17 protein-coding genes are annotated in these 20,640 nt (G+C 31.1%); 6 read left to right on the forward strand and 11 right to left on the reverse strand.

All coding sequences use genetic code 11. The features are described 5' to 3' along the window. Window positions 1–21: 21 nt before the first annotated feature. From EU91_RS07970 to EU91_RS07960, 4 genes are read right to left on the reverse strand one after another with little or no spacing between them, the layout of a single operon-like run. On the reverse strand, window positions 22–1,602 hold the full coding sequence (locus tag EU91_RS07970) for a CocE/NonD family hydrolase (protein WP_032523717.1): 1,581 nt from the start codon (window positions 1,600–1,602) through the stop codon (window positions 22–24). A gap of 7 nt (window positions 1,603–1,609) precedes the next feature. Continuing rightward, the gene (locus EU91_RS0108340; RefSeq protein ID WP_032523718.1) at window positions 1,610–1,876 is read right to left on the reverse strand and encodes a hypothetical protein; all 267 of its coding nucleotides are present in this window, start codon (window positions 1,874–1,876) and stop codon (window positions 1,610–1,612) included. A gap of 40 nt (window positions 1,877–1,916) precedes the next feature. Further along, on the reverse strand, window positions 1,917–2,336 hold the full coding sequence (locus EU91_RS07965; protein ID WP_032523719.1) for a DUF4332 domain-containing protein: 420 nt from the start codon (window positions 2,334–2,336) through the stop codon (window positions 1,917–1,919). A 10-nt stretch (window positions 2,337–2,346) separates the two neighbouring features. Beyond that, entirely contained in the window at window positions 2,347–2,790 is a 444-nt protein-coding gene (locus EU91_RS07960) for a DUF2518 family protein (RefSeq protein WP_032523720.1), read from the reverse strand. A gap of 115 nt (window positions 2,791–2,905) precedes the next feature. On the opposite strand from EU91_RS07960, the gene EU91_RS07955 reads away from it, so the two are divergent. The 4 genes from EU91_RS07955 (at window position 2,906) to EU91_RS07940 (ending at window position 9,151) form a co-directional block, all read left to right on the forward strand. Beyond that, complete coding sequence (locus tag EU91_RS07955; protein WP_032523796.1) at window positions 2,906–6,802, forward strand: translocation/assembly module TamB domain-containing protein; 3,897 nt, start codon at window positions 2,906–2,908, stop codon at window positions 6,800–6,802. Between the two features lie 66 nt (window positions 6,803–6,868). Then, window positions 6,869–8,179, forward strand: coding sequence for a glutamate-5-semialdehyde dehydrogenase (locus EU91_RS07950; protein WP_032523721.1), 1,311 nt, complete (start codon window positions 6,869–6,871; stop codon window positions 8,177–8,179). An 11-nt stretch (window positions 8,180–8,190) separates the two neighbouring features. Then, window positions 8,191–8,553, forward strand: a complete 363-nt coding sequence (gene folB, locus EU91_RS07945) for a dihydroneopterin aldolase (protein ID WP_032523722.1) — start codon at window positions 8,191–8,193, stop codon at window positions 8,551–8,553. A 4-nt stretch (window positions 8,554–8,557) separates the two neighbouring features. Beyond that, window positions 8,558–9,151, forward strand: coding sequence for an esterase/lipase family protein (locus tag EU91_RS07940; protein ID WP_032523797.1), 594 nt, complete (start codon window positions 8,558–8,560; stop codon window positions 9,149–9,151). On the opposite strand, the gene EU91_RS07935 is transcribed toward EU91_RS07940, so the two are convergent. From EU91_RS07935 to EU91_RS07905, 7 genes are all read right to left on the reverse strand, one after another. Further along, complete coding sequence (locus EU91_RS07935; RefSeq protein WP_032523723.1) at window positions 9,144–11,231, reverse strand: M3 family metallopeptidase; 2,088 nt, start codon at window positions 11,229–11,231, stop codon at window positions 9,144–9,146. The two genes, EU91_RS07940 and EU91_RS07935, sit on opposite strands and share 8 nt — an antisense overlap. Before the next feature lie 13 nt (window positions 11,232–11,244). Further along, window positions 11,245–12,786, reverse strand: a complete 1,542-nt coding sequence (locus EU91_RS07930; protein ID WP_032523724.1) for an NAD(P)H-quinone oxidoreductase subunit 4 — start codon at window positions 12,784–12,786, stop codon at window positions 11,245–11,247. Between the two features lie 79 nt (window positions 12,787–12,865). Continuing rightward, complete coding sequence (gene thrB / locus EU91_RS07925) at window positions 12,866–13,813, reverse strand: homoserine kinase (protein ID WP_032523725.1); 948 nt, start codon at window positions 13,811–13,813, stop codon at window positions 12,866–12,868. A gap of 10 nt (window positions 13,814–13,823) precedes the next feature. Then, window positions 13,824–14,858, reverse strand: coding sequence for a glucokinase (locus EU91_RS07920; protein WP_032523726.1), 1,035 nt, complete (start codon window positions 14,856–14,858; stop codon window positions 13,824–13,826). Between the two features lie 10 nt (window positions 14,859–14,868). Then, window positions 14,869–16,785 carry a threonine--tRNA ligase gene (thrS, locus tag EU91_RS07915; RefSeq protein ID WP_032523727.1) on the reverse strand — a complete coding sequence of 639 codons (1,917 nt, stop codon included), beginning with the start codon at window positions 16,783–16,785 and terminating at the stop codon, window positions 14,869–14,871. Between the two features lie 3 nt (window positions 16,786–16,788). Then, window positions 16,789–17,805, reverse strand: a complete 1,017-nt coding sequence (gene trpS, locus EU91_RS07910; protein WP_032523728.1) for a tryptophan--tRNA ligase — start codon at window positions 17,803–17,805, stop codon at window positions 16,789–16,791. After that, window positions 17,795–18,217: a hypothetical protein gene (locus EU91_RS07905; RefSeq protein ID WP_032523729.1), complete on the reverse strand. Its 423-nt coding sequence runs from the start codon at window positions 18,215–18,217 to the stop codon at window positions 17,795–17,797. The genes trpS and EU91_RS07905 overlap by 11 nt, the downstream gene beginning before the upstream one ends. Before the next feature lie 165 nt (window positions 18,218–18,382). On the opposite strand from EU91_RS07905, the gene EU91_RS07900 reads away from it, so the two are divergent. Then, on the forward strand, window positions 18,383–19,717 hold the full coding sequence (locus EU91_RS07900; protein ID WP_032523798.1) for a YcjF family protein: 1,335 nt from the start codon (window positions 18,383–18,385) through the stop codon (window positions 19,715–19,717). 20 nt (window positions 19,718–19,737) lie between these two features. Further along, a complete protein-coding gene (locus tag EU91_RS07895) occupies window positions 19,738–20,637 on the forward strand; it encodes a metal ABC transporter substrate-binding protein (protein WP_032523730.1) in 900 nt (299 codons plus the stop codon). Window positions 20,638–20,640: the final 3 nt, after the last annotated feature.

The raw sequence follows: 20,640 nt of genomic DNA on the forward strand, positions 1-20,640 counted from the left end.
AATGATTAACCAAAAAATTAATTATTTAATAAAAAAAGGGGTCATTTTCATAAATGTTCTTTTAAGGCTAAAACTGAGAGTAATAACTCTATGATTTGCTGATGGGGCTCCAATATTTCCCTCCTCAAATCCAGGATTAACACCAATAGCGGGATAAGCTGCTGCAGATATAGATAAGCGAAGCTTGCTATCTTTAATCAAACAAATATTTGTTGGCTGCATTGTTATTTGATAAATGCATTCTTCACTTATTTTGGAGTTTTTAACCCTTAAGAATCCGGTTGAAAATTGATTCACCTTATCAGTACCTTGTTCAACTAGAGATAAAGCAAGGCAGATATCAAAATTGGGCTGATCACTTTTTACTTGGATTTCTAAAGTGGGAATTCCTCTTAAATATTGATCTTCTTCAAAAGAATTGGTTTGAAAAACACCTACATCCAGGCGTTTATCAATAATACTTCTATTAAACTTTCCTGGATTTGGACCTAAATGACCACCGTCAGATGGAGTAGGTCTCCATGGGTCATTAACAATTGTAAACCATCCTGATCCTTTTGAATTTATGGTCAGACTTCCATCTTCAACCTCTATATTTGCTGTGCCATCGCTTTTGAGTCCAAAAATAAATTCAGGGTGAAATTTATTATTTAATTCTTCCCATTTATTTAATGAAATATTCCATATTTTTTTCTCGCTTTTTGGATTCTCAGAATTAAATTTTTCATCAGATTTTAAATGTTTATCAAAAAATTTTAATAAAGATTCTTGTGATCCCTCCCACCAATTTAGATGTGTCGCATTCCCAATAATAATTTCTGGGCTTCCACCAGCTTCTTTAGATTTTTTATAAAGATCAAAGGCACCTTTTAAATGTGGATCCCAAAGTCCTCCAATAATTAACATAGGTTGTTTAATCCATGTTGAAATTGGTTTAAATTCTTCAAATGGGAGAGCATTATTTAAATTTTTAAGCCACTCCAAAACAAAGCTATTAGGATCATATTTTTTTAAAGTATCAATTCCCTCCCTTAAATAACTTTTATTTTCTAAGGCTAATCTTATTTTTTCCCACTCAAGTAATTTATTTTCTCTTTTCATTTTAAGTGCTGCGATTTGAAGTCCCCATGCAATATTGTTATGCCACCAATATGCCCCCCCATCTGAGCACCAATGATCCTTAATGTTCATCCCAGTCATTGCTGGAGATAAACAATCGGGCGGCTTTGAATTTAATTCACCAGTTAGTTGAGTAAATCCTTGATATGAAAAACCATATAAACCAAGTTTTCCATTACATTCTTTTAGAGACCTTACCCATTCATGTGTTTCTGAAGTATCGCTAGCTTCTTGAGAAAAACCATTGAAAATTCCTTCAGAAGAACCCATACCTCTAACATCTTGAATTATTACCATATACCCTTTGGAAGCCCACCATTCTGGGTGAGAATAGGTGATAGTTGAAGCTATTTCCCTGCCATATGGTTGTCTCATCAATAATGCAGGCCATGGCCCATTATTATTAGGTAACCAAATCCTGGATATAAGTCTTACTCCATCTCTAAGTACTAGAGACTTGTCAAACCATCTTGAACCAGACATTTAGGCTTTAGATAATGTCTGGGCAGTGCAGCCCAATGACGTAAATAGAAAAGATCTCTGCGTTAACGGGAGTTAACTTTTTTTTGTTTGATACATACTCTATAGCTTTATCTGAACTAGCTGAAATACCTTTTGAATTAAACTCTCTAAACTTATTACATAAACTCTTAGCTTCGTTAGGATTCTTTTTTACAGTTTCTAATAAGTTAGATTGACTTAAAACAGGGTATAAAGAGTTGGCAAACAAAAATAAAAAAAATAACAAATGTTTCATTATTAACTACTTTTTCTAAATTCTACATTAAAAAAATTTTTTATCCATGATTTCCAATAGATTTGTCGAGTTGACTAGCTTTTTTAATCCATTCTTTTAAGAGAGTAAAAGTTCTATCTGTATCAGTTTTTACTCTAAGATTTCTTTCTAATCTACCAATTTTGCGTTCTAATTCATAAGGGGTAGATTGTGATAATGATTTAACAGAAGATATACCGCAATGCAAAAGTACATAGGCTTGCGGCGGGGAAATTCCAATTTCTTTTTTAAATATAGCTATGGCTCTAATTTTCTTAAGATTATTCAATGTACATAGTGAAGATTTTCTTTGAATCTCATTTATATCTAAGTCCGAAAGATTACTTAATTTTTCAAAGTCAGTTAGATTATTTTGAATAAAAAAAGATTTCTCATGTCTAAAATTAGTTGGCAAAAAATCTAAAAAGGTTTTACTTTCCATCTTTTACAGACTAATTCATTTTGACATTTTTCTGAACTTCTCCTATAACAACTGGTTTACTTACACCATCTGAAATTTTTTTAAGTTTTCTAATTTTTATTTTTACATTCGCACCAGATCTGCTACCTTTCCTTAAGTTTTCAGATAATTGTTCTAAAGTTGGTTCAATAGATTTTTCTGGGAAGTCATCATCTGCTTTAGCAATAATCAAATCGAACCCATTGTCATAAACAATTGGAACATATTTTGCACCTTCTATTACAACCTTTTCAGAGTAACTTTGTATAAATGCCCAACTACTCAATGAAAGCAAGAATGAAAAGATAGTTGCTCCAATTATTCGAAATTTAAAACCAAAATTAAATATAAAAGCTGCTATTGTACAAATGAAAAGAAATATTCCAAAGAATCCAAAAATTTTGGGTGTGTTCTCTAATAGTTCAAAAAAAGACATTTAGTGGCTTTGACCTGATTAATTTCTTATATTTTGTAAGCCTACTCTATTTTTGGGCTCTAACTTGAAAAAAATTAGATCTCTAAATTTAAATACTAAGATTCTATTAGTAGGAATGCTTTTACCCTTAGGTTTTTTAGGCACTTTTTTATTAAATAATTTTTTAAAAGAAACTTATAGTTCTAGGAAATTAGAATTAGAAGAAAGTATTGAGAAATTTTTAGATAAAAATGTTGATTTGGGTGATTATGTTGGGATTAGATTTCTAGGTTTTTCTCTTGGGGATTCAAAAATTAATGATAAAAAAGATATAGGTTCTGAAATCAAAGCTAAAAATGTATATGTGGGCATTATGCCTTTTAGATCTCTTTTAAAACAAAAATGGATAGTAAAAATAAGTCCTAAACAATCTGCAATTAATATTGATAGAGATTTTTTTAAAAGGGATAAACCTTATGAAAAAGTTAGAAGTACAAAAAAATCAACATTAAAATATGAATTGAACTTTAACTTAAATAAATATTCAATTTTAGAGCTTAGAAATTTAGGATTTAAATCAAAAGTAAAAGGTAATGTTATCTACAATTCCGCTAATAGACAAATTACTTCGAATGTAAAATCTAATTTTGATGGCAAAGGGTTTTTCAAAGTTAAATTAAATACAAAGTTAAATCAAAATTATTTAAGACTTGAATTGTTTTCTAGAGGTTTAAATCTTAAGGATTCTGAATATAGTATTGGGAAAAGCAAAATAAACTTCAAAGAAGGAAATTTCAAGTCTAACTTTAAATTTTATAAATCATCAAATCAAACATTTTGTAAAGGAGGATTTTCTTTTACTAATTTGAAAATAAAATCTGAATATTTATCGGAGAATATAAATTCGGATTTCACTAGGTTTTTTTGTGAGAAAAATAATTTAATAGGTAATTCAGAAAACTTTGATTACGGAACTTTGACTTCAAATTTTAATTTAAATGTCTCATTAAATAAAAGTTCAAATGAAATTGATCTAAAAGGAAGTATTGGATACCTTGATAGTATGAATCCTGATATTGATTTTTCGGGAAATATACCTTATTGGTTTGATAGAAGAGGAATTAATTTTGGAGATATCGATTCTAGTTTTAAGATTAATAGAACTCAATTATCCAATTTAAATATTTTCCGAAAAAATAATATAAGAGGTTTCGTTACCGCTGAAGGTAAGTTGAAAGGGGAAATTAGTGATCCAGATTTATCCATAAATTTTAATCTTGATTATCCCCACTTCAAAGGGATTCGTATTAGAGAAATATGGGAGGGAGAAATTAAAAATATTAATGATCAATTTGTCTTAAACATGAAAAATAGATATTCTCGAATCCCTTCATATCTTTCGGTTAAGTTTGATTCTGAATTTAAATTAGATAATATAACTTTTAGTAGAGTTTTTAATTCTAAACAAGGAAGTATAGAAGTATTTAAGAATGATAATAGTTATATTTGGACAGCTGATAATTTCCCTATTGATGAACTTGAATTATCTATAAACAAAAATCAATTCGATAGAATTGATGGAATTATTAATGGTCAGGGATCAATTTCGTCAGACCAGTCATACCTTGACGGGCGAATTGCTTGGAGTTTAGGTAAATATGGGAATATCAATTTAGCTAATTCATTATTTGATTTTAGCGTCAAAAATAATTCTTTTTATATAAACTCTTCATTGTATCCAATTGATGGAGGAATAATTGAAATCGAATATGATTCAAGTAAAAATAATTTAATTAATTCAGAATTTAAGGATATAAGCACTAGTTGGACTATCCTTACTGCTGTTGATATTTTTAATTTTGATAATAAAAAAGTTGAAGCAACAAGAAAATCTAATATCTTGGATAATTTAGAAATTAATAAAGATAGGAAATCGTTTAAAGAGAAGATCGATTTTATAAATAACTTTATTGAAAAAAATAATAATCTAGAAGACAAATTTAACTTAAAAAAATATTTAAGCAAATTTAAAAGTAGATATAATGGGAAAATTACTATTCAGGGCAATAGAACAGTCAACTACAAATTAAATGCGAAATTAAATGGCTATCTTGATATCTCTAAAGATGAATATAAAAATAAGATAGAGGAATTTTCTATTAATTTGGAAGGAGGATTATTAAGAGGTGAAGGTTTTTTAAAAATTAAAAATTTACCATTAAGCGCTGCAAATATCTTTCTAAATCAACCAAAAGATTTTCTTGGAGGGTTGGATATGAACTTAATTTATAATCTTGATAAAAAATCATTCTCCAGTAAAATTTCTTCTAATGATTCATCAATTAAAAATAACAAAATATTATTTGATAAAGGAATAATTGAATTTAATAAATCAATTTTTGATATTGATTTTTCTTTGATATTAAATGATTCTGAAATTCCAATAAATATTGAAGGCTTAATACCCATAAATAATTCTGAAAACTTGGATCTAAGATTTATTGGTGATGCGAAATTTATTGAGTTAATTGATATTTTTGCTGATGAGTATTTTACTTTTGAAGAAGGCAAAGTAAATCTTAGAATGATAATAAAAGGTACTATAAATAAACCAATTTTGAATGGATTTGTTGTAATAAATGATTCTGAAATTAATTTTTATAATAATTTAATTAAAGATATTAATAGCTTGATAATTTTTGATTTTGATTCTTTAGAAATAAAGTATCTAGAAGCAAAGTCAGAGGATTCAGGGAATATTTTTATAAAAGGGTCTTTGCCTTTCTATAGTCAAAATGATACTGGAGAAGCAGAAATTAATTTATTAACCAATAAATTTACCATTAAAGCAGATAATTTTAATTTTTTAGTGGATTCAGATGTCGATTTAAGCGGATCATTTGAAAGCCCTGTTTTGGGAGGTTCTCTATCTTTTAATAATGGATTTATTAATTTTAATAGCACTAATCAAAATAATAAAAAAGAAAATAATCTTTTAAGAAAAGAGGATAAAAAAGATTGGCCAGAACTCTATTGGGATAATAATAAGAGCATTGAAATAATTTCAAATGAAACAATCTTGAATTCAGTTTTTTTAGGCGAAACTTTGCCTAATTATTTGGATAGTCTGTTTTTTGATAACCTTATATTGGAACTTGGACCAAGATTTAAACTGCAATATTCAGAGATAGTTCAAGCTTATTTAGATACGATCGTGGACCTAAATATCAATGGTGGAGTAGGAAAAGATTTAAATGCTAGAGGTCTTATTGATATAAAAAAAGGAAGAGCGAATTTATACACTACACCATTTAAACTTGATAAAAGTGTAGATAACTATATTGTATTTGCACCGAGAAGTGGTGTCGTTCCATACATTAATTTTTCTCTAGTTAGTAAAGTTCCAGATTCTATAATTCCTATAAGTGAAAATAATAAGGATTCAAATATCTCAAACGATCTAGATGCAGATACTACTTCGAGTGGTTTTGGGGCATTTGGAATTGGTAATACAAGGCTTATCAAAATTGAAGCTTCTTATGAAGGATTTTTAGATCAATTATCATTTGAAGATGAAAATAAAAGAATTCAATTAAGGAGCACTCCAAGTTATAGTAGGTCGCAAATAATTGGTTTAATTGGGGGTAATTCTGCAAATTTAATTAATAGAGCATTTATTTCACAACTTAATAATGCGGATGCTTTTAGTGAAAGATTTCAGTTGTCTTTATATCCAGCTTTAATAGAAAATAATACTTCTTTAAATAACATTTTTTCTAACGAAAATTTAGATATTGAAAATAATGGACAATCTACTTCTAATCAGGAATTTTCTTCTCAGGCTTGGGTAGCTGAACTAGGGCTTGATGTTACTGATTCAATAAATTTTGCATTTCAAACTGTTCCAGGTAGAGACGACCTTCCACCTACAGGGATATTGACTTTTCAAGCCAGTCCAAACTTAGAATTACTAGGTTCTTATGATTCTAATGGGGATTGGAAAAGTCAAATTCAGTTATTTTTTAGATATTAAGCCCAAAAAAATATTAGTTTAAAGAATCTTAAATTTGAATTATTATTTAATTAAATAATTATGATTATGTCCGATATCTTTGAAGTCCCTCAACCAGGTAATGATCTTTTAAAAAAAGCTGATCAAGTTCGTTTGGCATCAATAAAAATAAGTCAGACTGACAATCAAAATAGAATTAAAGCCTTAAATTTTATGGCAGATTATCTCGAAAAAAATACTAAAGAGATATTAGAGGCTAATAGTGAGGATTATCAAAGAGCAGAAAAAAAAGGTATTTCAAAGGCTTTATTGTCTAGATTAAAGTTATCAAAAGAAAAATTAAATGCAGGAATTGATGGGGTAAGGAAAGTTGGAGAATTGGCGGATCCAGTAAATCAAATTCAAATCAAAAGAGAGCTTTCCAAAGGACTAATCCTAGAAAGAAAAACTGTACCTATTGGAGTTATAGGAGTTATTTTTGAATCTAGACCTGATGCTGTTATGCAGATTAGTTCTCTTGCGATAAGATCAGGTAATGGAGTAATACTTAAGGGGGGTAGTGAAGCTAATTTAACAAACACTGCAATAGTCAATGCCTTACAAATGGGGTTATATGAATCAGGCCTTGATAAAAATGCAATATGCTTACTCACAAGCAGAAAAGATAGTATGTCGATGTTAAATCTTGAGAAATATATTAATTTAATAATTCCTAGAGGAAGTAATGAATTAGTAAAATTTATTCAGGAGAATACAAGAATTCCTGTGCTGGGCCATGCTGATGGAATTTGTCATTTGTTTATAGATAATGAGGCTAATCTCGAAATGGCTTTATCAGTAGCTCTAGACAGTAAAATTCAATATCCTGCAGCATGTAATGCAATTGAAACTTTATTAGTTCATAAAGATATTGCACCAGCTTTTTTAGAAAAGGCCATCCCTTTATTTAATTCTAATAAGGTTAAATTAATTGGAGATAAGAGATCAGTTGAATTAGGCTTAAAGTATGAGGCTAGTCTAGAAGATTGGAAAACTGAATATTTGGATTTAATTTTATCTATAAAAATTGTTGATGATCTTGAGGAGGCAATCACACATATTCAAGAATATAGTTCAAAACATACAGATGGAATAATCACTGAAAATTCAAATACTGCTAATAAATTTATGAATGTAGTTGATAGTGCGGGTGTTTTTCATAATTGCTCTACAAGATTCGCAGATGGGTTTAGATATGGATTCGGAGCTGAAGTTGGTATATCTACTCAAACTCTTCCACCAAGGGGGCCTGTAGGTCTAGAAGGTTTGGTAACTTATAAATATTTCCTAAAAGGGGATGGGAGTATCGTTGATGATTTTTCATCAGGAAAGGCTATCTATACACATAAAGATCTTTAAAAGTTTTAAAGATGGAAACTTTTTTAAAAATTGAGAATATTAAACTTTGGGCTAGGGTTGGGGTCCTTGATAAAGAAAGGAAATTAGGACAATTATTTAGTTTGGATATATTTTTGTGGACTGATTTTGAAAAATGTACAGTAAGTGATGATATAAAAAAAACGGTTGACTATTCAAAATTAGTTCAAATTTTAAAAGAGCAATCAAAGAAAACATATTGTTTTACGATCGAAAAATATTCAAACTCAATTTTAGAAATCATTGATCAAGAATTTAAGCTTTCTAAAATTAAAATTATTTTGACAAAATGCAATCCTCCAATCACAGGTTTCGATGGGAAGGTGTCAATAGTAAGAATTCTTGAAAATAATTAAAGTATTGGAAAAAAGAAATCCTATTATATTGATTCATGGTCTTTGGAATACTTCAAGTATTTTTTCTTCTATTACATCAAAACTTGATGAAATTGGGATTGAATATTTTTCCCCAACTCTTAAGCATTCATGTGGAATGACTTCAATTATTGATTTGACTAATAAATTAAACGAATTAATTTTAGAGAAATATGGTTTAGAAAAAGAAATAGATATTTTGGGATTTTCTATGGGAGGAATAATTGGTAGGCACTGGCTTCAAAAATTTAATGGGTGTAAAAGAACAAGAAGATTAATATCTATTGGTTCTCCACACAAAGGAACTTTGATGGCTCAATTAATACCCAAATACCCTTTTAGAGGAATATCAGAAATGAAAATAAATAGTAAGTTTTTAAGGGAGCTCGCAAATAATGATTTTTTACTTGATGATATTGAGTGTATAAATTTCTTTACTTATTGGGATATGATGGTTTTTCCTGGCTGGTGGACAAATTTAAAATTTGGGAAAAAAATATCAGTAAAAGTTTATAAACATCGAAATCTAGTAAGAAACAAATCTGTGGTTGACAAAATAATCGGTGAAATTATTATGTAGCTCCAGATAGCCCCAAATGTCTTATTAAGGAATCTGTTTGTGGCTCTCTTCCCCTGAATGATTTGAATATGTCTAATGGAGGTAAGCTTCCACCTAAGCTAAGTATTGTATCTTTAAATTTCTTACCTATTAACTTTAAATCCTCAGAGTTTTCTAAATCAGCTTCTTCGAACATAGAAAAAGCGTCAGCACTTAGTACCTCAGCCCATTTATAGGAGTAATATCCTGCAGAATAACCGCCTGCAAATATATGACTAAAACAACAAAGAAATTGATCCTCTTGAATTGGAGCAATAACAGTAGTTTGTTTTGCAATTTCTCTTCTTATTTCATCTGCTGTTTTACCTTCGTTTTGATCGATACTACTGTGTAATCTGAGGTCTGTAATCGCAAAATGTAGTTGTCTTAGAGTAGCCATGCCACAATTAAAAGTTCTATTCTTTAAGAGCTTTTCAAAATTTTCATCGGATAATTTTTCACCCGTTTTATAGTGCTTAGCAATATTCAAAAGTGTATTTTTATGGAAACACCAGTTTTCCATGAATTGACTTGGAAGTTCGACTGCATCCCATTCAACATTATTGATCCCAGCTGCTTGAGGAAGATTTACAGTAGTAAGCATATGTTGAAGACCATGGCCAAATTCATGGAAGAGTGTCTGAACTTCTTCAAAACTCATCAAACTAGGTTTATCTTTTGATGGTGGAGTCTGATTACAAACGAGATAAGCTACAGGGAGAGTCTTTTTGCCAACATTATTTTTATTCAAACATTCATCCATCCAAGCCCCTCCTCTTTTTGATTCAGGTCTAGAATATGGGTCTAGGTAAAATGATGCAATTTTTTTATTTTCATTATTGAGGATATTAAAAAATAAAACGTCATCATTCCAGAGAGGTGCCTCATCAGTTGCCTCGACTACTTTTATTTCAAAAAGCTTCTCACTTAATCTAAATAAACCTTTCAATACATCATTTAGTGGGAACCAAGGTCTCAAAGACTCTTGATCCAAATTAAACTTTTCCTTTCTAAGAAGTTCAGACCAATAACTAATATCCCATGGTTCAATATTCTGCGATTTTGGAAATCCATTGGCTTTGGAAAACTTATCGAGCGTTTCTAATTCAATTTTTGCAGCTTTGAATGCTGGTGCTCTCAATTCTTCTAAAAGGTTTTCTACATTTTTAATTTCTTTCGCCATTTTCTTTGACAAACTTAGTTCTGCCCAACTTTTATAACCGAGAAGATTTGCTTGTTTAGTCCTGAGAGATAATATATCTTCAATGATTTGAGAATTATTTTTTTCTCCTTGAGACGCCCTACTAACGAATGCCTTGTATAGCTTTTCTCTAAGATTACGCTCGGTGGCATATGTCATGAACGAAGTATAAGTTGGAATATCTAGACTTAATTTCCAAGGACCATTTTTAATATCAACTTCTTCATCTTTTTTTAAGTGATTGTGTGCAGAAATTGCCATCAATTCAAGTACTCGGTCAGGGAGACCATCGACTTCAGATTTTTTATTTAAAATTAAAAACCATTCGTTAGTGGCATCAAGAACATTGTTACTGAATTCAGTTGATAGTTCTCCAAGCTTTTCTGAAATCTTGTTGAATTCTTCTTGATCATTCTTTTGTAGTGAAATACCTCTATGTTGCATCTCAAGAATTTCTTTATCTAAAATTCTGTTTTTAATTTGATCAAAGTTATTTGTTTCTTTAAGCTTGACTAAAGAATTGTAAATTATTTTGCTTTGCCCGAATTTATTACTCAAGCTAATAACCTCTGGAAGAAATTTTGAATAAATATCTCTTAAACTTTCAGAATTATTTACAGCATTTAGGTGACTTATTACCCCCCAACTCCATCTAAGAATTTCATTTACTTCATTTAAAGGATTTATTACCTTATCCCAATTTAAATCATTTTGAATCAAATAATTAGATAAATTTTTTTCTATGTTTTTAAATTCTTCAGCTATCTTTTCTAATACTGCTGGAAATTGTTTACTAATGCTTTCAGGAGTAAATTTTTTAAATTGTGGTAACTCTCCATATTTAAAAATTGAGGTATCCATTGATTAAGAAAATTTAATTAACTAAGGTTGGTATTAATCCAATCAATTTAGCTAAAGTAAGCTGCTGACTGAGAGCATTGGTTGAAGATTCGTATAAATTAATGGCGATTTTGGGCCAAAAACCTATTACCAATGTAGGCAACAATAAACTGAAACCAATAGTCAATTCTCTACCATTCATCTCTTTAACTGTAGCTAGTGCTGGAATTCTAGGGCCAAAAAATACTCTTCTACACATTGATAATAGATATATTGGTGTTAGAACTAATCCTATAGCTGCAATTAGAATCGTGATTGATCTAAAGATAGAGCTAAATCCCTCTTGACTAGTGATACCTAAAAATACAGTTATTTCACTTATAAAACCACTCATCCCAGGTAGTGCTAGAGAGGCCAGTGAGCTTGCTAAGAAAAAAGCAAAAGTTATTGGCAAGACCTTTGCTAAGCCGCCCATATTTGGTATAGAAAGAGTATTTGTTCTTTCATAGAATGAGCCCGTAACAAAGAACATAGCTGCAGCAATAAGTCCGTGACTGATCATTTGTAGCATTGCTCCGCTAATTCCTAGAGCATCAACTGCTCCAATACCTAATAGAACAAAACCCATATGACTCACTGAGCTACATGCGATTCTCCTTTTAACATTATCTTGTGCGAATGCATTTAAGGCTCCGTAAATTATATTAATGATTCCAAGAATAATTAACGCAGGTGCAATTTGAAGATGTACTTCAGGAAGTATTTGAACATTAAATCTTAAGAGGGCGTATCCTCCCATTTTTAAGAGTATTCCAGCTAGTAACATTGAAACTGGTGCATTGGCCTCTCCATGTGCATCGGGTAACCAAGTATGTAATGGAAAGATAGGAAGTTTTACTCCAAAACCAATTAAAAATCCTAAATAAGATAATAAAGCTAAGCTCCCAGTTACATGTTTATTGGTTAAATCGGTAATATTTAGAGTAAAGGTATCACCACTCAAGGCAAGTGCTAACCCACTTATGAGTATTAATAGAGAAGCTAAAGCTGTATAAAGAATGAATTTAGTGGCCGCATATAATTTCTTTTTACCTCCCCAAATTGCAATGAGAAGATATACCGGAACTAATTCAAGTTCCCATGCTAAGAAAAACAATAGGAAATCTTGAGAAAGGAAAACTAGTGCCTGTGCTGATGCTTGAACTAATAAAAGAGCAAAATATAGATTAGATTTTTTCTTAATTTTCCAACTTGCAGCAGCTGATAAAAATGTAATTAACCCACTCAAAGCTACTAAAGGAGCAGATAACCCATCTACTCCAAGAGACCACTCTAAGCCTATTGAAGGTAACCAGGAAGCTCTTTCTACCAGTTGCAATGAGCTATCTGAAGTATCGAATTTTTGAAAAAGGACGCCGATTATTAGTAAAAAATCTATAAATAAAAAACTTAATGAGATATTTCTAGGGAGTGTATTATCTTCTCCTTCTTTTGAACTCAAAAAAGGCATTATTAATGCCCCAATTAAAGGCAGTAAAACAATCGATGATAACCAAGGAAAAGATTCTAGATTCATTTATGTAATGAATAATTTTTTTATTCTAGTTGAAGTTGTACTAGCTTGAGACTATAACATTAAAGTTGCCTAAGTAAAACTACTTACCGGAGATATTGCTAAATTGGCTACCTGTTGTTTGTACGTTTAAGAATGGTGCTCTGCTAGCTACACCTGACTTCTCCCAAGCTTTCACCATAGCTTGACTGACATTTTTACCATTCTCTTTTTTACACAAAGCTAAGATACTTGGTCCAGCCCCACTAATTGCGCATCCTAGAGCACCTGCATTTAGTGCAGCATCTTTGACTTCTAGTCCACCTTTAATAAGCTTCCATCTGTAGGGTTCATGTAACTTGTCAAACATTCCCTCTTTTATAAGGTCCTCATTTCCTGCTTTTAAGCCATTTAGTAACAAAGTAAGTGCCCCCATATTTGTCACTGCATCAGATATAGGTACATTCTTGGGCATAACCTTTCTTGCTTCACTTGTGCTTAGACGGATTGCTGGTATTGCCACCACAGCTTTGATTGAATCGTGCCAATCACATCTAATAATTCTCCATCTTTGAGAAGAAGACTTGGCTGTCAAGCAAAGCCCACCCAAGAGAGAGGGAACTACATTATCTGGATGACCTTCTATATCAATGGCAAGTTCAAGAAGTTTTTCTTTGGACAATGGAGAGTTCATGATTGCATTTGCCCCAATTAGTCCGGCAACTATTGCTGTAGCACTACTTCCAAGTCCGCGTGCAGGCGGAACTGCCAACTTAACTCGTGCTTCAAGTGCATAAGGATCCATATTTGCGCTCTCCCATACTTTCTGCGCTGCTCTAAAAACTAAGTTTTCAGGTCCTCCTCTTAAATGATTACCATCTGTACTTTCCATTATTAAATCAAATCTATCTCCACCACCTTCAATTCTTGTAAAAATAAACTCATTATATAAATCTAATGCTGCTCCAAGGCAATCGAATCCAGGCCCTAAATTGGCGGTTGTGGAAGGCACTGTTACCCTTATTTTTTTACCTACTTCAGGAATAGACATTTTTTTGTTTTTAAGTTTTTAAAAGCATTTTTGCTCTGCAGGCTGCACTAAAAAGTCCAAACTCTTCGTCTAAAATTACTTTCATAGGAATTCTTTTAAGAATATCTTTTAATCTCCCCTTGTCGAAAAATTGTTTCATAAATAAATCTGATTTAAAGTTTTTGAAATGTTTTGATGCGGGTCCTCCAGAAATCCATAACCCGCCAAAGCACAGTTCTTGAAGAGCAACATCTCCTAATAGAGAGGCATAAGCACCTAACCAAATCCCCTCTACTTCATTCATTAGCTGATCACCTGCGTTAGAAAGATTACAAATTTTATCAGGTAGTTCTTTTCTCAGAGCATCAGAAATTTTCGTTCCTTTAAAAAATTTTTGTAGCGTATGGTCCGCAGCATCAGATTTGCTAAGTCTCCATTCAGCTATTCTTGATAAACCAGTACCGCTAACAATTCTTTCACAAGATATCCTTTCAATATTTAGGGACTTTTTAAGCCAAATCTTTAATTCCCATTCTAATTCTGACTTTGGGGAATATTCAACATGACCACCTTCGCTAGCTAAAACTTTTACTTTATTTTCTGATATTATTCCTCTTGCAATACCCAAACCTGTCCCAGCTCCAACAATGGCATGCAAATCATTATTAGCACCCTCAGAGAGGTTCCCATTTTGTATTGTTGAAAATTGATTTTCTTTTAAGAATGGTATTCCATAAATTTGCACTGCAAAATCATTTATTAGTTCGCAGCTTTTGAAATTGAATTTATTTTTTAATACATTACCCGAAATATTCCATGACAAGTTAATAATTTTTGCGTTGTTGTTAGATAAAGGACCTGCTACGGCAAAACATGCAGAAGAAGGATGAGGGATATTTTTGCATTCTTTTTTGAGGAAATCATCTAGGATAAGTTCAAAAGAATCCCATTCAGAAGATAAATATTTCTTTTTGAATAACAATTTAGGCGAATCATCATTTATTACTCTTTCGAATATTCCCAATAGAACCTTTGTACCTCCTAAATCACAAGCCAGAAAACTCATCTCTTTTAAATTATTCTGTTCTCCCTTTTTTTTCTATTAATTCATCCATTAATTTGTATAGATTAGGGAGGTCGAAAATTCCTAAATTTTTTCCATCCAAAGCTCTTAAAGCGACTGAATCAATTTCCTCTTCTTTATCCCCTATTACTGCAATTAACGGGATTCTTCCAATTGTAGCTTCCCTTATCTTATATCCTATCTTTTCATTCCTAATGTCAACTTTTGATCGGTAGCCTTTGATATTCAAAAATTGATTAAATTCATGACATTTTTCTATATTTCTATCAGTAATACTTAATAAGATTATTTGATAAGGAGCAAGCCAAATTGGGAATTTTGCCTCATATTGTTCAATTAGGATGCCGATAAATCTTTCAAATGAACCTAAAATTGCTCTGTGAAGCATAACTGGATTTCTTTTTTCATTATCAACATCTACATAAGTTGCATCCAATCTAATAGGCATCGAGAAGTCAACTTGAATAGTTCCGCATTGCCAGACTCTATTAAGACAATCTTTTAACGAGAATTCTATTTTGGGACCATAAAAAGCCCCTTCTCCAGGTTGAAGTTCCCATTTTAAATTTTTATAGTTTAATGCTTTGGTAAGAGCCTCTTCAGATTTATCCCAAATGTCATCGTTGCCTACTCTTTTTTCAGGACGAGTAGATAATTTGATAATAATTTCATCAAAACCAAAAGTTTTATAAACCTCAAAAACAAGCTCAATAAAGGTAGATACCTCTTCTTGAATTTGCTCTTCTGTACAGAAGATGTGTGCATCATCTTGAGTGAAATTTCTAACTCGCATTAGGCCGTGTAATGCTCCCGAGGGTTCATTTCTGTGACAAGAACCAAATTCAGCAAGACGAATAGGCAAATCTTTGTAACTTTTTAAACCTTGATTAAACACTTGAACATGGCAAGGACAGTTCATAGGTTTTATTGCATAAGTTCTATTTTCTGATGAGGTTGTGAACATATCATCTCTAAACTTTTCCCAATGGCCTGATTTTTCCCAAAGATTTCTGTCCACAGCTTGAGGAGTTCTTATCTCTTGATAGTTATTTTTCTTAAGTATTTCTCTTATATACTTCATTAGTACTTGGTATATGGTCCACCCATTAGGCTGCCAAAAAATCATTCCAGGAGATTCTTCTGATATATAAAAAAGGGAATGTTTTTTTCCAAGTTTTCTATGATCCCTTTTTTCCGCCTCTTCAATTCTTGTTAAATAGTCATTGAGTTCTTTTTCTTTAGCCCATGCAGTTCCATATATTCTCTGCAATGATTCATTTTCACTATTACCTCTCCAGTATGAACCTGATAATTTAAGTAACTTAAAGTGCCTCAAATGTCTTGTGTTGGGTACGTGAGGCCCTCTACACATATCTATATATTCTTCGTGCTTGTATAAGTTAATGAGACCCTCTCCATGAATTCCTTCAATTATTCTTAATTTAAAAGTCTCATCTCTTTCTTTAAAAGTTTTAATTGCTTCTTCCTTAGGAACCTGTAAAATTTTAACGTCGTAATTTTTTTTTATTAATTTATTAATGCGTTCTTCAATTTTGTTTAAGTCATCCGGAGTAAATCTATATTCCGAAAAAATATCGTAGTAAAATCCATCTTCAATTACAGGACCTATGGCCATTTTTATATTTGGGTAAATTTGTTTAACTGCATGACCAATAAGATGTGCAAAAGAATGTCTAATTATCTCAATACCCTCTTTGTCTTTAGAAGTGATTATTACAACTTTGGCATCATTTTTTATTGGAAGAGTTGCATCAAGTAAAACATCGTTTACTTTCCCTGCAATAGTTGCCTTAGCTAATCCTTCACCAATACTCTGAGCAATTTCTAGAGTAGTAACAGAATTTTCGAAAACCTTTTTTGAACCATCAGGTAATGTAATTACTGGCATAATTTATTTCTCCATTTCAAAAAATCCAAGTTTAGATTTAACTCTTTTTAAAGTTTTATTTGCTAAGTCTTCAGCCTTCTCTTTCCCTTCTTTAAGAATATTATTTAATTGATATGGATCATTAATTAAGAGTTTATATTTTTCCTGAATAGGTTCTAAAGATTCTATTAGTTGTTCGGTAATTAATTTTTTAAATGTCCCCCATCCTGTCTCGGATAATTCATTTTCACATTGAGAAATTTCTTTACCGGATAATATTGAATAAATCATCAGAAGATTTTTAGATTCTGCTCTCTCAGGGTTATTGAATTCTATTCCAATATAACTATCACTTTTTGCCCTTTTTATTTTCTTCGTGATTATTTCAGGAGTATCTAACAAATTGATTCTACTGCCTTCATTAGGATCACTTTTACTCATCTTTTTTGAACCATCAATCAAACTCATTATTTTTGATCCATTCTTCATAATAATTGGCTGAGGAATTTTTAAAATATTTTTATCCTTACCAAATTTCGCATTAATTCTTTGTTGTGCAATATCTCGAGCAAGTTCAAGATGTTGTTTTTGATCTTCCCCGACTGGAACGAAGTCAGCGTCATATAGAAGGATATCTGCAGCCATAAGGATTGGATAGTCAAATAATCCAATTGATACATTATTACCTTGTTGAAGAGATTTTTCCTTAAATTGAATCATTCTTTCCATCCAATTTATAGGAGTCAGGCAATTTAATATCCAACAAAGTTCTGAATGTGCAGAAATCTGACTTTGGATAAAAATTGAGCATATATTGGGATCTATCCCGCAAGCGACGTACAAAGCCGCTGTAGAGATAGTGTTCTGAGATAATTCTTTGGGATTATATGAAGCTGTGATTGCGTGCAAATCAACTACACATAGGAATGTTTCATATTGCTCTTGAAGCGTAACCCAATTATTTATAGCCCCAAGCCAATTACCAATATGTAAATCACCAGTTGGTTGAACTCCCGAAAGAATTCTTTTTTTATTTGTCATCCTCTTCTACTTCGCTAGATTGGATCTCTTCAGTTGATGTGCTTTTTAAAGGTCTTGCAAAAGGGTCAGGTGCTGTTTTTGTCTTTTCTTCATAAGGATTTTGTGATTGTCTACTCGGAGAAGAGTTTTTATTATTTTTTGCATATTCTTTTATTGATTCAATCAATTTTTCGTCTTTGATCATTTCGCTAAGTGTTCTAACAGAGAAACCCAGGACTGCAACGGTAGATCTCAATTGAAAGGTCTCTTGTATTGATTTAACAGCTTTCATTTCGTTATCACTCAATCTTATGCGGAATCCTCCTCCATCTCTTCTGCCGCCCGATCTATCTCTGAAATTAGATCTTTCATTGTTAGAACGAGCTCTGTAATTTTCTTTTCCAGAATTATTGCTGAAATTTGAATTAGACATCTTGATGTTTCTTAAGTTATTTAAATAGTCTATTAACTTAGCATCTTGTTATGCAATAAGTCTTTTTAAAAGCCTTAAATTTTTATCTTTTGATTAACGACTTATGAAATTTTGCTTTTCTCATTCACAACTTGCATTAAAATAAAACTAGAAAAAAAAAGTATTGTGTTCAATATTAGTAAAGACAACCTTTTAAAGGATTACATAAAGTTTCCAAAAAAAAATCTTCTTATTATTTTATTATTGTTAGGTTTTGGGGAATGGTTTGTCAGTGACTTAATTCATTTTGCAGGAGGCTCAATAGGATTTTTTGCGTTGTGTTTGGGGGGATATTTTTACCTGAAGAATGATAAGCCTAAATTTAATGAGCCAAATAATTTAGATGGTTGGATAAATCTCTGTAATGAAGATTTAAATTTTTTTGAAGAACTTGAAGCAACAAATGAATTAGAAAAACAGAATTCAAAAAGACAAAAAATACTTAAATCGATTCTTAATAGATGTGAAAAAGAAAAAATAAGTTGCATAGGTCAAAATGATTATCAAAGATGTCATTCTGTTTTTAAAAGTCACTTTAAAGCAGATAAATTTGACTTTGATTTATACGAAAAACTGCCTAAATATAATTCTTATCAAGTTATTCCAGAAGAAGTTTTGAAGAGTGATGCAATCTTGTATTTTATAAACTTGCCTTTGTCGGCAAATGACTTTTTGTGGTTGGAAAAGTTTCCTAAAGATATACCAATCTGGTTGGGGGCTTTAACTTCCAACGAAATAGAAGCCAAAAATCAGATAGAGGACCTAAAGTCTCAAATTTCGAGTGACTTTATAAATAAAATTATTACTTTTGATGTGAATAAGAATGAAATAATAAACATTCCTTTTTCGTTAAGGAAGTTTTTTATAAGTTCATCTAAAAATATTGAAAATACAAAAAAAAGGCTATTGAAAGAACTTCATGTTGCCTGGCAATCAGAAATTGAAGGGATAAGAAGAATGCAATTAAAAGGTATACAAAGAAAAAATCAAATTATTGTCGCTACAACTGTTTTCTTATCTCCTATACCATCAATTGATGTTATGGGAATGACAGTACTAAATTCATTAATGATTAAAGAAATTAAGTCTATATGGGGATGTAATTGGTCTCCAGAAATTTTAGATAAAGTATCTAAAGAGATATTAAAGACTGCAATTGCTCAGGGAGTTATTGAGTGGAGTGGACAGACTTTAATTGGCATAACAAAATTACATGGCCCAAATTGGCTTGTCTCTGGAACATTTCAGGCTGTCAGTGCTGCTTATTTAACAAGAGTAGTATCAAGCTCTTTGGCTGATTTCATGGCAATAACAAAAGGAGTAGAAGAACCTGATTTGGATTTTATAAAGAAAAATTCTGAGAAAATTGTTGAAAAAGCTTTTCAAAAAGAAAAAATAAATTGGAAAGGATTTATTTCTGATCTAAGAAAACCACTTATGAAACTATCTTTTAGTTCATAATCTAAGGATGAATGTTAAATATGAGAAAAAATATTCTTTTTTTAAGTTTGTTACTTCTGCTTTCTCTTGCTTCAGGCTCATGTAAGAAAATATCAAATAAAAATGAAACTAAAGAAGTAATACTGGCAAGTTTTACTGTTTTGGCGGACATAATTAGTAATGTTGCTAAAGATGATTTTATTGTTAGATCAATCACGAAACCTGGAGTTGAAGTTCATGGCTACCAACCAACTCCAAGCGATTTGGTAAATGCATCTAATGCTTTTGTTTTTATTGATAATGGATTTGGATTTGAATTATGGGCTGAAAAATTTGTTTCTAATTTAAAAGTTAAAAGAATTACTGTAGCGGAAGATTTAGATCCTATTTTTATAAGTGAAGATTTTTATAAAGGGAAACCTAATCCTCATGCCTGGATTTCTCCAAAAAGAGGGATCCTATACGTAGATATTATTGTGGAATCTTTATCAGAATTGAGGCCGTCTAAAAAGCTATATTTTGAAGAAAATGGAAAAATTTATAAAGATAAACTCTCTAAGATAGATAAAGAATTCTCACTTTTTATTAATAACTTAAATAATGACAGGAGGTATCTAGTAAGTTGTGAAGGTGCTTTTTCATATTTAACAAATGATTATGGATTAGAGGAAGTTTATTTGTGGCCAGTTAATGCTGAGAGTCAAATTACTCCAAAAAGAATGACAAGAACAATCTCACTAGTTAAAGAAAAAAATGTCCCATCTGTATTTTGTGAAAGTACTGTAAGTAACGAATCTCAAATGGTTGTTGCAAACGAAACTGGGGCTAATTTTGGAGGAAATCTTTTTGTTGATTCATTATCTGACGATAGTGGGCCTGCTAGTTCCTATATAAAAATGCTTGAGCATAATTTGGATTTGATTAAAAAAGGGCTTTTTTGAATT

Source organism: Prochlorococcus marinus str. GP2 (genome assembly GCF_000759885.1).
In the GTDB taxonomy this organism is placed as follows: domain Bacteria; phylum Cyanobacteriota; class Cyanobacteriia; order PCC-6307; family Cyanobiaceae; genus Prochlorococcus_A; species Prochlorococcus_A marinus_J.

Coding starts and splice junctions, on each gene's coding strand:
- EU91_RS07970 (WP_032523717.1), bottom strand. CDS start 1,602: ATGTCTGGTTCAAGATGGTTTGACAAGTCTCTAGTACTTAGAGATGGA.
- EU91_RS0108340 (WP_032523718.1), bottom strand. CDS start 1,876: ATGAAACATTTGTTATTTTTTTTATTTTTGTTTGCCAACTCTTTATAC.
- EU91_RS07965 (WP_032523719.1), bottom strand. CDS start 2,336: ATGGAAAGTAAAACCTTTTTAGATTTTTTGCCAACTAATTTTAGACAT.
- EU91_RS07960 (WP_032523720.1), bottom strand. CDS start 2,790: ATGTCTTTTTTTGAACTATTAGAGAACACACCCAAAATTTTTGGATTC.
- EU91_RS07955 (WP_032523796.1), top strand. CDS start 2,906: ATGCTTTTACCCTTAGGTTTTTTAGGCACTTTTTTATTAAATAATTTT.
- EU91_RS07950 (WP_032523721.1), top strand. CDS start 6,869: ATGTCCGATATCTTTGAAGTCCCTCAACCAGGTAATGATCTTTTAAAA.
- folB (WP_032523722.1), top strand. CDS start 8,191: ATGGAAACTTTTTTAAAAATTGAGAATATTAAACTTTGGGCTAGGGTT.
- EU91_RS07935 (WP_032523723.1), bottom strand. CDS start 11,231: ATGGATACCTCAATTTTTAAATATGGAGAGTTACCACAATTTAAAAAA.
- EU91_RS07930 (WP_032523724.1), bottom strand. CDS start 12,786: ATGAATCTAGAATCTTTTCCTTGGTTATCATCGATTGTTTTACTGCCT.
- thrB (WP_032523725.1), bottom strand. CDS start 13,813: ATGTCTATTCCTGAAGTAGGTAAAAAAATAAGGGTAACAGTGCCTTCC.
- EU91_RS07920 (WP_032523726.1), bottom strand. CDS start 14,858: ATGAGTTTTCTGGCTTGTGATTTAGGAGGTACAAAGGTTCTATTGGGA.
- thrS (WP_032523727.1), bottom strand. CDS start 16,785: ATGCCAGTAATTACATTACCTGATGGTTCAAAAAAGGTTTTCGAAAAT.
- trpS (WP_032523728.1), bottom strand. CDS start 17,805: ATGACAAATAAAAAAAGAATTCTTTCGGGAGTTCAACCAACTGGTGAT.
- EU91_RS07905 (WP_032523729.1), bottom strand. CDS start 18,217: ATGTCTAATTCAAATTTCAGCAATAATTCTGGAAAAGAAAATTACAGA.
- EU91_RS07895 (WP_032523730.1), top strand. CDS start 19,738: ATGAGAAAAAATATTCTTTTTTTAAGTTTGTTACTTCTGCTTTCTCTT.